Annotated in this window: 11 protein-coding genes; 8 read left to right on the top strand and 3 right to left on the bottom strand. The window is 68.1% G+C overall.

Annotated elements, in window-relative coordinates; translation table 11 throughout:
* The first annotated feature begins 273 nt into the window (after window positions 1-273).
* Window positions 274-2,433, top strand: coding sequence for a serine/threonine protein kinase (locus D457_RS34005; RefSeq protein ID WP_160167387.1), 2,160 nt, complete (start codon window positions 274-276; stop codon window positions 2,431-2,433).
* Between the two features lie 142 nt (window positions 2,434-2,575).
* Here D457_RS34005 and D457_RS0105500 read toward each other — a convergent pair whose 3' ends face one another.
* The 3 genes from D457_RS0105500 to D457_RS0105490 form a co-directional block, all read right to left on the bottom strand.
* Window positions 2,576-3,964 (bottom strand): glycine--tRNA ligase, encoded by a 1,389-nt coding sequence (locus tag D457_RS0105500; RefSeq protein WP_193374448.1) that lies wholly within the window; start codon window positions 3,962-3,964, stop codon window positions 2,576-2,578.
* 212 nt (window positions 3,965-4,176) lie between these two features.
* Window positions 4,177-4,485: an antibiotic biosynthesis monooxygenase family protein gene (locus D457_RS0105495; protein WP_017579644.1), complete on the bottom strand. Its 309-nt coding sequence runs from the start codon at window positions 4,483-4,485 to the stop codon at window positions 4,177-4,179.
* A 91-nt stretch (window positions 4,486-4,576) separates the two neighbouring features.
* Window positions 4,577-8,323 carry a bifunctional glycosyltransferase/CDP-glycerol:glycerophosphate glycerophosphotransferase gene (locus tag D457_RS0105490; protein WP_026116362.1) on the bottom strand — a complete coding sequence of 1,249 codons (3,747 nt, stop codon included), beginning with the start codon at window positions 8,321-8,323 and terminating at the stop codon, window positions 4,577-4,579.
* 347 nt (window positions 8,324-8,670) lie between these two features.
* Between D457_RS0105490 and D457_RS0105485 the strand changes: the two genes are divergently transcribed.
* The 7 genes from D457_RS0105485 (at window position 8,671) to D457_RS0105455 (ending at window position 13,203) form a co-directional block, all read left to right on the top strand.
* Entirely contained in the window at window positions 8,671-9,042 is a 372-nt protein-coding gene (locus tag D457_RS0105485) for a DUF6703 family protein (RefSeq protein WP_017579642.1), read from the top strand.
* Window positions 9,043-9,115: 73 nt separating this feature from the next.
* Window positions 9,116-9,967 carry a metal ABC transporter ATP-binding protein gene (locus D457_RS0105480; protein ID WP_017579641.1) on the top strand — a complete coding sequence of 284 codons (852 nt, stop codon included), beginning with the start codon at window positions 9,116-9,118 and terminating at the stop codon, window positions 9,965-9,967.
* Window positions 9,960-10,862, top strand: a complete 903-nt coding sequence (locus tag D457_RS0105475) for a metal ABC transporter permease (RefSeq protein WP_017579640.1) — start codon at window positions 9,960-9,962, stop codon at window positions 10,860-10,862. The genes D457_RS0105480 and D457_RS0105475 overlap by 8 nt, the downstream gene beginning before the upstream one ends.
* The gene (locus D457_RS0105470; RefSeq protein ID WP_017579639.1) at window positions 10,859-11,251 is read left to right on the top strand and encodes a Fur family transcriptional regulator; all 393 of its coding nucleotides are present in this window, start codon (window positions 10,859-10,861) and stop codon (window positions 11,249-11,251) included. Before D457_RS0105475 ends, D457_RS0105470 begins: the two co-directional genes overlap by 4 nt.
* Before the next feature lie 228 nt (window positions 11,252-11,479).
* Window positions 11,480-12,463 carry a sphingomyelin phosphodiesterase gene (gene sph / locus D457_RS0105465; RefSeq protein WP_086002184.1) on the top strand — a complete coding sequence of 328 codons (984 nt, stop codon included), beginning with the start codon at window positions 11,480-11,482 and terminating at the stop codon, window positions 12,461-12,463.
* Window positions 12,464-12,619: 156 nt separating this feature from the next.
* The gene (locus D457_RS0105460) at window positions 12,620-12,847 is read left to right on the top strand and encodes a hypothetical protein (RefSeq protein ID WP_017579637.1); all 228 of its coding nucleotides are present in this window, start codon (window positions 12,620-12,622) and stop codon (window positions 12,845-12,847) included.
* Window positions 12,844-13,203: a hypothetical protein gene (locus D457_RS0105455; protein ID WP_017579636.1), complete on the top strand. Its 360-nt coding sequence runs from the start codon at window positions 12,844-12,846 to the stop codon at window positions 13,201-13,203. The genes D457_RS0105460 and D457_RS0105455 overlap by 4 nt, the downstream gene beginning before the upstream one ends.
* Window positions 13,204-13,219 lie beyond the last annotated feature (16 nt).

The following is a 13,219-nucleotide window of genomic DNA, read 5'->3' as shown; positions in this document are numbered from 1 at the left end:
TTTACTCACGCGGCAGGACAAGGAGGGTGAAACTCCCCCAGACTCCCTCAGGCCTGACGCTAGGTTGGGAATCGGTTCCCCTGCCGTGTGCGGCGGGGAAACCGAAGAGGCGGTCGGAAACCACATCCCCCCGGGTCCGGCCGCCTCGCCATGTCGGTTCCACGCGAATCGAGGGCCGACCCGCACAGTTCCTCTACGCGAAACCCCTTAACCACGGGCCTTCGAGACGGTACAAACGTCTGGGACAGCCGGACTCGACGGATGCGGTGGTTCATGGGCGAAACAAGCGGACAACACACCGAGGTCGGCGGGTACCGGCTGATCCGGGAGATCGGTCGAGGCGGCTTCGGCACCGTCCACCTGGCGGAGGCCCCCGACGGCAGCCGAGCGGCCGTGAAGCTGCTCCACCTGTCCCCCGACACCGACCTTCGCTTCGCCACGATGTTCGCCACCGAGGTGGACGCGGCCCGCCGGATCAGCCCCTTCTGCATCGCCCAGGTCCTGGACGCCGATCCACACGCCGAACAGCCCTGGATCGCCAGCGAGTACATCGAGGGCCGCACCCTCGCCGAAGAGGTCCGGGCCGACGGCCCCCGCACCGGAGCCGACCTGCAGCGCCTGGCCGTCTCGACCTCAACCGCGCTGACCGCGATCCACCGCGCGGGCATCGTGCACCGGGACCTCAAACCGGAGAACATCATGATGGCCCCGGACGGGCCGAGGGTGATCGACTTCGGAATCGCCCGCGCCTTCGAGGAGACGGCCCGGTTCACCGCAACCGCCCGAATCGGGACCCTCCCCTACATGGCCCCCGAACGGCTGGACGACACCCCGCACCTCACCCCGGCCGTGGACGTCTTCGCCTGGGGCGCCGTCATCGCCTACGCGGCCAGCGGCCGCCATGCGTTCTCGGGCAGCCGCCAGACCGCCGTCATCAAACGCATCCTGATGGACGAACCCGACTGCTCCGGAGTCCCCGATGAACTGCGCGGCCTGGTGACCCGCTGCTTGTCAAAGGACCCCGAGCAAAGGCCGACCGCCCACCAGGTCCTCAACATCCTCCTAGGCCAAACGGAAGAAAGCGCCGACGTGGACACCGCCCTGACCCAGGGCAACCTCAAGGCGACCCGTGAACTAACCACGGAGGCGCAGGGACTTCCCCCCACCCGCAAGGAAACCTCGAAGGTGCTTCGGGAGGAAGTGACTCCGGTTCCGGATCCCGAGCTGCTGCAGCCGCCCCCCGCCCCCACGACCCCTCCTTACCATTTCGCTGGTCGCCTCCACCACAGCGTGGGCGAACTCGCCGAAAGCATGCAGGCAAAACCGAGCACCGCAGCTGAGGTGTTCGCGAACCGCGACGAACGGGCAGCCCTGGCCAGCTGGATTATCGAGGATCTTGGAGAAACCCGGATCGACCGGAGCCTGTTGAGGAAGCAGCCCAAGAACGCCAGGATGGCGGTCCTTCTCTTCGTCTCACAGGCACGCCCTGATCTGCCTCCGCGTTACGGAGATATCGACCTGAGCCTGTCCGCATTACATGAGGCACCAGATCAGCCGGGGGTTCCCCTCGTCAGTCCCATCCCCCTCGCTGGATTCAGGAACAACACCCTTGAGGTCATGGAAGTGATGGCCGCACATAAGTGCCAGAACTCCGAACATCTCTGCCCAGCAGGTGAGGGCTGCGCCCAGTACCGCCGCCTCATCGAGGACGTCCGGGAAGCGCAGCGGGCATATAAGACGGAGAGTCTCCCCTATATCCGGTGGACGGAAGAGCACCACCCTCATGGGGATTGGGAGCAGGACTGGACGAGTCACTTCGAGGCCAGTGAAATCACGTTTATCTTCTACACCCTCAGCGAGCAGCAGGCAGAGCAGCAGAGCAACGAACTGCACGGGCTAATCAACGAGCAGTGGAAGCAGGCTCTTCCGACCGAACCCACTCCCGACATGCCGGTCAGCGAGCGTGTGAGCCGAAACCTGGTGATCAGCGCACTCTGCCAAACGCTCAGCGAAGTCGTCACCAGCGACAAGCGACTCAGCAACCGGAGAAAGGTGCTGGAGGAGTTCGTACCAGCGCGCAGGGAGGCGAACAAGATCATCGGTAACCACGGCTGGGATTACGGCTTCGTCGTCGCTGTGGCCACCTTCGCTCTGGTGATCGTGGTGGGGGCCGACCCCAGCCAGGAACCGCGCATCGACTTGGCTCTGCCCTCAGCTCTCGTCGTCTTCTCCGTGATCGTCGGCATCAAGAAGAGCACGACGGACAACGCGGTCAACGTCCTCCTCAAGGACATCACGGATCCCTTCAAGCACGTGCGAAACCCAAAGGAAAAGCTAGAAAAGGCTACCCAGACCCTCGAAAAAGTCATGAAGGAGATCCGCGTGATGGAAAAGGCCCGAGAGGAACTGGCGCGTATTTCCCGCAACAGGTAGATCCGGAGTTGTCCCCGGAGCGGACCGCCGCTCCCTTCCGGCTTCCTCCAGCTCATACCCGCACGTAGGGCACATGCAAAAGCCGCCCGTCCCCTCGTGGGAACGGGCGGCCTTTCACACCTTCTGCTCTAGGAGCTCTGCCCTAGCAGCCGGGGAGGCGCTCCAGCAGGTACATCTCGACGCGGTCCAGCGACACACGCTCCTGCGACATGGTGTCGCGCTCGCGCACGGTCACCGCGTTGTCCTCAAGCGTGTCGAAGTCCACCGTCACGCAGAACGGCGTACCGATCTCGTCCTGGCGGCGGTAGCGGCGGCCGATCGCGCCGGCGTCGTCAAACTCCACGTTCCAGCGCTTGCGCAGCAGGGCGGCGAGGTCGCGGGCCTTGGGCGAGAGGTCGGTGTTGCGCGACAGCGGCAGGACCGCGGCCTTGACCGGGGACAAGCGCGGGTCCAGGCGCATCACGGCGCGCTTCTCCAGCTTGCCCTTGGCGTTGGGCGCCTCGTCGACGTTGTAGGCGTCCAGCATGAACGTGAGCACCGCCCGGTCGACACCGGCCGCGGGCTCGATGACGTACGGAATGTAGCGCTCGTTGTTCTCCTGGTCGAAGTACGACAGGTCGACGCCGGAGGCCTCGGCGTGCGTGCGCAGGTCGAAGTCGGTGCGGTTGGCCACGCCCTCGAGCTCACCCCACTCACTGCCCTGGAAGCCGAAGCGGTACTCCAGGTCCACAGTCCGCTTGGAGTAATGGGACAGCTTCTCCTGCGGGTGCTCGTAGATGCGGAGGTTGTCCTTGGCGATGCCCAGGTCCAGGTACCACTGGTGGCGCTGGTCGATCCAGTACTGGTGCCATTCCTCATCGGTACCGGGCTTGCAGAAGAACTCCATCTCCATCTGCTCGAACTCGCGGGTCCGGAAGATGAAGTTGCCCGGGGTGATCTCGTTACGGAACGACTTGCCGATCTGGCCGATGCCGAAGGGAACCTTGCGGCGGGCGCTCTGCTCGACGTTCTTGTAGTTGATGAAGATGCCCTGCGCCGTCTCGGGGCGCAGGTAGGCGAGGCCCTTCTCGTCCTGGACCGGACCCAGGTAGGTGCGCAGAAGGCCGTTGAACATGCGCGGCTCGGTGAAGGAGGCCTTGGAACCGCAGTTGGGGCAGGCGATAGCCGCCAGGCCCTCCTCCGGCTCCTTGCCGTGCTTCTCCGCGTAGGCCTCGATGAGGTGGTCCGCGCGGAAGCGCTTGTGGCAGGACTGGCACTCGGTGAGCGGGTCCACGAACTCCTTGACGTGGCCGGAGGCCTCCCAGACCTCGCGGGCCAGGATCACGCTGGAGTCCAGGCCGACGATGTCGTCCCGCTCCTGCACCATCGAACGCCACCACTGACGCTTGACGTTGTTCTTCAGCTCCACGCCAAGGGGGCCGTAGTCCCAGGCGGCGCGCAGACCTCCGTAGATCTCACTGGAGGGGTAGACCAGACCTCGGCGTTTGGCGAGGTTGACCAGTGCGTCCATTGCCTCTGACTTGGCGGCCATGGGGTGACTCTCCATCCGGCTGGCGGTCGGTGGATCGCTGTTCGCGATACATCGTCGGGTCTGTTGGGAAGCGGTCCGCACGCGGAGCCACGGATGTGGCGCACCGGGCGACCGCTTCCCCCCAGGCTAGAGCAATCCGGAGGCGGGCGCGCACTCTTTGTTCGGAGCCGGAGTCCGCCCGAGCACGCGTAGTACGCACCGCGGAGCCGGCGTCAGGAGGGAGCGTCTGCGCTGGTGTCACCGCTGGCAAGGATCTCGAACGCGGTGGGCTCGTCGATGGCCCGGGAGAGCAGCGGCACCGCGGTGATCTTGACGTCGAAGTTCGACAGGGCCCGTCGGTAGTAGCCGGCGCCGTCCCATTCGGTGACCACGGTCCACAGCGTGGGTTCGTCGGCGGCGCGTCCGATGCGGTGGCATCGGAAGCCCGGACGCTGGGAGAGGACCTCCACTGCGGCATCGGCGTCGGTTCGGAAGGCCTCGGTATCGGCCTCGGGCACGGAGTATCGGGTGATGACGATCACCGGACCATTGTGGCGCAGATGACGGAGCGGGCCGCCCCCGATGATGCTCGGGGACGGCCCGCGGCCACGGCCGGACCGCTACCGGCTCGGCCTAGTCCTTACCGAAGACCCGGTCCACGACCCTGGCCGACGCCTGACCGTCGTCCAAGGGGCAGAACTGGTCCACGAAGGACCGATACGAGGCGCTGCTCTTCTCCGCGACCTCGTCGATGTCCAGTAGGGCACCGATGACGTCGTCCGAGCGGGTCAGCAGCGGCCCCGGCGCGGTCTCCTCGAAGTCGAAGTAGAACCCGCGCAGGTTGTCCCGGTAGCTCTCCAGGTCGTAGGTGAAGAAGAGCATGGGCCGACCAGTGTTGGCGAAGTCGAACATCATCGACGAGTAGTCCGTGACGAGCACGTCGGTGATCAGGAAGAGCTCCTGGATCTCCGGGTACAGGGACACGTCGTAGACGAAGTCCTCCCCCACGATCGGGACGCTGTCCACCACGCGCGGGTGGCGGCGCACCAGCAGCACGTGGTCGTCACCGAGCTTCTCGTACATACGGCGCAGGTCCAGGTGCAGATCAAGCTTGTGCTTGCCACGCGTGTAGTACTTGTCGTCCCGCCAGGTGGGCGCGTACAGCACCACCTTCTTGCCCTCGGGCAGGCCGAGCAGGCGCCGGGTGCGTTCGGCGATCGCCTCGCGGTCCGGTGCGAAGAAGATGTCGTTGCGTGGGTAACCGGTCTCCAGGACCTCGCCCTCGAACCTGAAGGCGCTGCGCAGGATCGGGGTCGCCCAGGGGCTCGGCGAGACCAGGTAGTCCCACTGCCGGGTCTCCCACGCGAGCTTGTCGAAGTAGTCGCGCGACTTGCCGCGGATGTTCTCCACGTCAAAGCCGATCCGCTTGAGCATCGAACCGTGCCAGGTCTGCACGACCACCTGGTCCGGGTGGCGGTGGAACCACGCAGGCTGGCGGGAGTTGCTCACCAGGTACCGGCTGCGGGCCAGTTCCCGGTAGTACTCCTCGCCCTTGTGACGGACCGGGGTGAGGTCGTCCGGCAGTCGGACCTGCCCGTCGGCGACCAGCCATGACATCGGGTAGTCGGCCCACCTGTCCCGCTTGCGCAACTCGGCGTAGACGCTCTGCGGGCTGTCGGAGTACTGGCGCCCGGTGTAGGTGTCGAAGAGGATGCCCTCGGTGATCTCCTTCGCCCGCTGGGCCGGGTAGAAGGTCTCCCGGAGCTCGCGCTGGGCGAAGGTGCCGCGCTCGGCGGGGCGCAGGTCGGTACAGACCTGCAGCACCGGGATGCCGCGCCCCTGGTAGGAGAGCGTGTAGGCGCGCTCGGGGCTCTCGGTCTCCAGCGGCAGCCCGTGGATGAGGGTGTCGTCGAACTCCACACCCACGTCCGCGCCGGCCACGTCCGCGGCGGTTACCTCGGCGCCCTCCGCTCCCTTGGTCTTCTCGGCAGGCTCCTCCCTGACCCGGCCCCACAGCTGGTAGGTGCCGGTCGACAGGGAGAGCTCACCGGACAGGGTGGCGATGCGGGAGGGGTCGAACCGGGCCGTGAAGCGGTTTCCGGAACGCTCCACGGTGAGTTCGTGCTCCTCGTCCCGGCCCCGCGCCTTGGCAACGATGTTCAGGTCCACACCGGAGGGGAAGTCCCCGCCCAGGACCAGGACGCGCTCCTGCCACTCGGCGCGGTCGACCACCGGCCGGGCCCGACCCGCGCGCAGCCTGAGGTGGCCGGTGAAGGTGCGCTGGACGGCCAGCTGCTGCTGTGCGCCCTCGGAGTCGTAGGCGGTGGTCTCGACGTCCTCGGGCAGAACGAGCGGGAGGGTGCGCTGGTCGTCGGTGACCAGGTGGGCGTCCCACTCCTCCTGCCGGATCACCCCGCCGCACTCGCTGAGGCTGCGGGCGAAGAGCTCCTCACCCCTGATCCTGGAGTCGAAGCGGCCGCCCTGGATGGTGACCGGGTAGCTGAGCTGGGCCGTGCCCGGGCGCCGGACCAGCCGGAGCTCGGTGGCCTCGGCCGCGGGCGCGGACAGCAGCTCGCCGCTCAGGGACAGTTCAGCGGTCCGGGTGTCGAAGTGGTGCTCGGTGACCCGTACACGCGCCGGTTCGACCGCGATGACCAGGTGCTTGTCCTTGTTCCACTGCGGGCGGATCCACACGTCGTCGCCCACGCTCTGGTATCCGGGGCGCTCGGGCGGCCCGGCCACCGGACTGGACACGATGCGGCGCCGGGTCAGGCTGCGATTGAACACCACGAGCTCGACCTTCCACTCGCCCGGTACCCAGCCCCCCGAGGTGCGCAGGCGGCGCGGGTCCACGACGACGGTGAAGCCGCCGTAGTCGTGCCGGGCGGAGTCGGGCAGGTCGGGCAGGCGGTACTCGGCGGCCAGGCGGGTGCGCACCGGGACGCGGACTCGGCGCTTGGTGGCGGTGTTGACCACGAAGGCGATCGCGTGCTGCTGCCAGCGCTTGCGCGCCCGCAGGTTGCGGATGCCGAACCGGCCGCTGATGTGTAGGCGGCCGTTCTCCCAGCGGATGTCCTCGGTCTTCTGCCGAACCTTGATCTCGTCCTCGAGGCGGTAGATCTCCCGGGGCACGGCCTTGTCCGGGTCCTTGGCGCCGAAGAACGGGTAGCGAATGTAGTAGCCCAGCCCCTGCCGGACGACAGTGGCCTTCTTGATCTCCACGCTCTTGGCGAAGGTCGCGACCTCCAGCACGTCGGCCAGGCGCCGTTTGCGCACCAGGTGGAGCAGCAGGCGGTCCAGCACGTTGAGGCTGCGCAGGAGGGCGTTGGGGACCTCGTCGAGGTAGGTGTTCAGCAGCTCGATGGCGGTCTCGCGGACCTGCTCGTCGGCGTCGTCGAGCCGTAGGAGCATGCGGTGGAGTTCGCCCTGGAGGCGGATACGGTCCCACTGCTCGCGGTCGGCGCTGGTGAGCTCGGCGGAGAGTTCGCGCATGAGAGTGATGCGCCGGGTGAGTACCGCGCTGTCCAGGGGGATGCCCGCGCTCTCGCGTTCGCGCATCAGCAGGACTGGGGCGGGCAGGACGTCGACGGCCCGGGCGAGCAGCGTGGCCCGGCCGAGGGCGAGGTCGGTGTCCTCCGGGGCGATGTCGAGGTCGGGCAGGGAGTCCCAGAACTCCTTGCGCCAGAGCCGGTTGCCCAGGGTGGCGTCGGCCACCAGTCCGGGCACGGAGCGGGGGTCCTCGGCCAGCCGGTGGCGGCCGAACTTCCTGTGCGCCTTGGAGGGCGCGGCGCCCAGTTCGTTGAACTGGTGGACGTTGCCGACGACCAGGTCCGAGCGGGTGTCCGCGGCGCTGCGCACCAGGTAGGCCAGGGCGTAGGCGGTGAGCGCGTCGGAGCCGGCGAGGAAGAGCAGGTGGCTGCCGGTGGCCGCGGCACCGCCCAGGGAACGCGCCTCGGGGTGGTTCGGGGCCGGTTCGCCGGACAGCAGGGTGACGCTGAGCCCGGCGGGCGGCGCCTGAGCGAAGGCCGCGGCGGTGGCCAGGCCGTCCTCGCGGGCGGACTCGACGGCCTCGTCGCCCTGGTCGTTCTCCTCGGGGCGGGGCGCGTCGGGGTCGGGGAGGGTTCCCTCCTCGTCCCCGTTGTCGCCGTTGGCTCCGTTCAAGCCCTGATCAGCGGAGCCGGGTTCGGCGAGCGCCGGTCTCGGGGCGCCGTTGGTGGTGCGGACCGGGACGAGGACGACCTCGATGTCCGGCCGTGCGGCACCACCGGGCGCCGCGTCCCCGCCCTGGGTCTCGTCACGTTGACGGGCCAGGGAGTCGAGGCAGTTCTGCAAGTGTGGTTCGGTGACGTCGAACGTCACGACAACTGTGGGTTCGGGCACGGAAGTTGACACCCTCCGGAGGGTTCGTCGCTTGCACGACGTGCGGGCACCGTGGTGCGAACGGTCCGCGTTGATCAGACGGCCAGTAACTGAATGTAGGCGGTTCCTGACCCGTCGCGTGTCAAACCCGGAACAGAAGGGGATGCGGGTGCGAGGGGGGATCGCGCGGCGGTGTTGCGCTGCTGCCGCGCCTTCGCCCGGCGCTGTGCCAGGTCCCTGCACTAGGGTCAGATCCAACGTTTCAAGGATTACCACAGGCGCTGGGGCACGGTTCGCACACCTGAGGGCCCCTATCAGCCCCGGGCGGAGTACACAGCGCCGGGCCACAGGAAGAGGAACGGGCGGCGATGACCTCTCCCGAGCACGAGGACGAACGACGGCGAGCCGGGCAGGGACGCCCCCTTCCCCTGGGTGACAGCCTTCTCACACCGGGCGCCGGGCGGTTGCGCCGCGAGGTCGAGCAGCGCAGCGCGGTACCCCTGGTCTGGTTGCACCAACGGCCGCGGTGGATACCGCCGGTGATCTTGGGAGCACTGTTCATCGCGGGGCTGATGGCCCCCGGCCCACTGGGCGCGCTGTGTCTGCTGCTGGTGGCGGTGTTCTTCCTGTGGCTGGCCTACCTCACCTGGCCCTCCCTGGCCCGGCAGCAGCGGGTGCCCCGCGTGCTGATGATGCTGGTGGTGCTGGTCTTGGCTATGGCCCGGATGCTGGGTTTCTGAGGGACAGGCCTCTGAGGGACAGGACACCCCCGTCAATTTTGACAACCATTTTCGTTTTCGCGATAATGAAGCAGTGTCTGCCCAGTTCACGGAGGACGGGGCCCTGAGCCCCGAGACCCCGCCCGCCTTCCAGGCCATCGACGCGCGAGTCGCCTACGACGGCGTTCCCGTCCTCGACGACCTCAGCCTCGAGATACCCGTGGGTCAGACCATGGCCGTCCTCGGACCCAACGGTTCGGGCAAGTCCACCCTGATGCGCGCGATGCTCGGCATCGTCCCCCTCAGCTCCGGCGAGATCCTCGTACACGGCACGCCGCTGCGCCGGTTTCGGGACTGGAAGCGGATCGGCTACGTGCCTCAGCGGCTCACCGCCGGGGGCGCCGTGCCCGCCACCGTGCGCGAGATCGTCGCCTCCGGGCAGGTCGCCCGGCGCCGCCGGCTCTCCTGGCCGACCCGGGCCGACCGCGCTGCCGTCGACGAGGCCCTGGCCGCCGTGGACCTGTCCGACCGGGCCGGTAACGCCGTGCGCGAGCTCTCTGGCGGCCAGCAGCAGCGGGTGCTGATCGCCCGCGCGCTCGCCGGGCGGCCCGACACCTTCGTGATGGACGAGCCCATGGCCGGGGTGGACGCCGAGAACCAGCGCGCACTGGCCAAGGCCATCGCCCGCCTGCGCGACCACGGCAGCACCGTGGTCCTGGTCCTGCACGAGTTGGGCCCGCTGGAAGAGGTCATCGAGCGCTCGGTGGTGTTGGACCACGGCCGTATCGTGCACGACGGCACAGCGCCCGAGGCCACCGGGGAGTGCGCGCGTCCCGGACACGAGCACCAGCACCCCCACCCCGACCCCAACGACCCCGATCCGCACGCCGCGCCCACTGCCGCGCCGTCGGAGATGATCAGACTCGAGGTGCCCCGCCGTGACTGAGCTGCTCCAGTACGAGTTCATGCGGCGCGCGCTGATCGCCGCGGTGCTGGTCGGCCTGGTCACCCCGATCATCGGCACCTTCCTGGTCCAGCGGCGGCTCGCCCTGTTGGGTGACGGCATCGGCCACATCGCCCTGACCGGCGTGGCCCTGGGCCTGCTCACCAGCACTTCGCCGGTGCTCACCGCGGCCGTCGTGGCCACCGCGGGCGCCATCGTGATGGAGCTGGTCCGGGTGCGCACGCGTACCAGCGGCGACGTGGCGCTGGCGCTGCTGTTCTACGGCGGTATCGCGGGCGGTGTGCTGCTCATCGGGATGACCCCGGGGGCGAGCAACGCCACCCTGACCTCCTACCTGTTCGGCTCGGTGAGCACCGTTGGCGAGCAGGACATCTGGATCGTGGGTGTGCTGGCGGTCGGCGTGGTCGCGGTGCTGGCGGTGTTCGGCCGCGAGCTGTTCGTGCTGTGCCAGGACGAGGAGGTGGCCAGGGCGCACGGCCTCCCGGTCCGTTTCCTGAGCATCCTGCTGGCGGTGACCGCCGCGCTGACCGTGGTGATCGCGATGCGGGTGGTGGGTGTGCTGATGGTGAGCGCGCTGATGATCGTCCCGGTCGCCGCCGCCCAGCAGCTGAGCCGCAGCTTCCGAGTGACGATGGGGCTGGCGATCCTGATCGGACTGCTCTCCTCGCTCGGCGGGCTGACCACGGCCTTCTACTCCGACCTCTCGCCGGGCGCCACGATCGTGCTGCTCGCCCTGGCGTTCTTCTGCCTCGCCGTGCTCGTCGGCGGGGTCCTGCGCCGCCTGACCAAGCGGCGCCCACCGGCACCCCTGCATCCCGTTGCGGAGGGTCCGGCGGATACGATGCCCCAGACTGATCGGGGGAGGGTGACACCATGAGTACACGACGCGATGCGGTTCGCCAGGCGCTGACCGAGTCCTCCGGTTTCCGTAGCGCGCAGGACCTTTACGCGGACCTGCGGGCCGACGGATCGAAGATCGGCCTGACCACGGTCTACCGAGCGCTGCAGGCTCTGAGCGACTCCGGCGAGGTGGACGTGCTGCGCACCGACGACGGCGAGGCCGTCTACCGTGCGTGCGACACCGATAGCCACCACCATCACCTGGTGTGCCGTTCGTGCTCCACGGCCGTGGAGATCGAGGGCCCCACCGTGGAGAAGTGGGCCGCCGAGGTGGGGGCCCAGCACGGATTCACCGGGGTGACCCACACTGTCGAGGTATTTGGCACCTGCGGCAATTGCACCCTGCGCACCGCGCAGCGGGCCTGACCGACGACATCCGGGCCTCGCGCACACCTTTTTCGTTTCACGGTGTGTGCGGGGCCTTCGTCGTCTGTGATAGCTGTAGCGTGCGTGGGCCCGTGGGACTGGTGCGCACGAGGGCACTACACAGAGCCAGGGATCCTGACGCACGGAAATCGGCGTGCACCTGGCCTCCACCCGATGGTTACCCGCTGGTAGTCATGCTGTGCGGTGACTGGTCCAGGCTTTGTGTTCGTGTACAGACGAACAACGGCGGCGCTGCTGTCCGCGCTGCTCATCTCCCCGCTCCTGTCCGCCTCCCCCGCCTCCGCCGAACCAGGCCCCTCCGTCCAACAGGACGCGGCCCACCCCCGCATCGTCACCCACAACGCCTTTCTGCTGCCCAAGGCCCTCTACCCGAACTGGGGCCAGGACATCCGCGCCGACCTGACCGTCCAGGACGGCCTCCTCTCCGGTCAGGACGTGGTGGTCCTGCAGGAACTGTTCGAGAACTCCAGCGCCGAACGCCTGCGCTCGGGACTGGCCGAGGAGTACCCGCACGGCACACCCGTCCTGGGCCGCTCCACCTCCGGCTGGGACCACACCACAGGTTTCCGGCACGAGACCGTCACCAACGGTGGTGTGAGCGTGCACAGCGTCTGGCCGATCCTCCGCGCCGAACAGCACGTGTTCTCCCGCGCCTGCGGGGCCGACTGGTTCTCCAACAAGGGCTTCGCCTACGTGGAGCTGGAGACCCCCGAAGGCCCACTGCACGTGGTGGGCACGCACATGCAGTCCGAGGACAGCGCCTGCGCAGGCGGCGAGGACGAGAGCGTCCGCGAGGCCCAGCTGGACCAGATCGTCGCGCTGCTGGACGAGAAGGCCATCCCCGACGACGAGCAGATCTACGTGGCTGGTGACCTGAACATCGTGGGCGGCAGCGCCGAATGGGACCGGGCGGTCAAGCGGCTCGACGCCGTGGAGCCGACCTACACCGGCGACGCGATCTCCTGGGATCCCACCACCAACTCGATCGCCGGCTACGACTACCCCAACTGGGACCCGCAGCAGCTGGACCACGTCCTGCCCGTCCGCAACAGCGCGGCCCCACAGTCCTACGTCAACGAGACCCGGGCCGTGAAGAGCGAAGCCTGGACGGTCCGCTCCTGGGGCCGCAACTACACCTACGACGACTACTCCGACCACTACCCGGTCTTCGGCACCGCCCCCGCCGTCTGACCGGCTCTGAACGCACGCCCGGAGGACCCTGCCGTCGGCGGGGTCCTCCGTCCTTTTCCGGCGACCTGTCCCGTTTCTCTGTACACGAAGGCTAAGGTGCGCACAGTCACTCTCGACAGAACCGCCGCCGATGAGCGAATCTGGGAAGGATTCCCGTTGGGTTACTGGAGGAAGCATCCGAGGAAGGAGGGCGAGGAGGCGCTCCGGCAGATCTCGGACCTCGGATGGCGGATCGAGAATCCGCCCACCTACTACACGATCAAGTGCCCCTGCGGTAACCACCAGAGACAGGTGCACCTGACACCCGCCAACCCGAACTACTGGAATCAGACCGTACGCTTCGTCAGACGAGTGTGCCGGCCCGAGCAGAAGGAGGACGTGTGAGCGCGAGGAAGGCCACTCAGCTCTCCCTCCAGTTCCAACTGGCCGCGGCTCCCGCGACCACCCCGGAGATGTTCCACGCCCACGGCGAGGCCGTGATGCGCGGACTGCTCGAACTCGAAAGGCTGAACTCCGACTTCACCGACTCCACCGTGAGCACCGACGCTGCCGAGCGGAGCATCACCGTGGAGATCCTGCTCCTGGACGAGACGGATCCGACCCGGGTGCTGGGCCGGGGCCTGGACCTCATCCGCACGGCGATCCACGCGGCGGGCGGTTCCACACGCAACTGGCCGGTCAGCCCTCTGCCGAGCAAGGTCAACATGGCCACCACCCAGAACCTGACCCCGACCAGCTGAGTCGGCCCGGCCCTAC

The organism is Nocardiopsis valliformis DSM 45023 (assembly GCF_000340985.1).
GTDB classification, from domain to species: domain Bacteria; phylum Actinomycetota; class Actinomycetes; order Streptosporangiales; family Streptosporangiaceae; genus Nocardiopsis; species Nocardiopsis exhalans.
The sequence above is the reverse complement of the archived record's forward strand: the minus strand, read 5'-3'. Positions and strand labels throughout refer to the sequence as shown.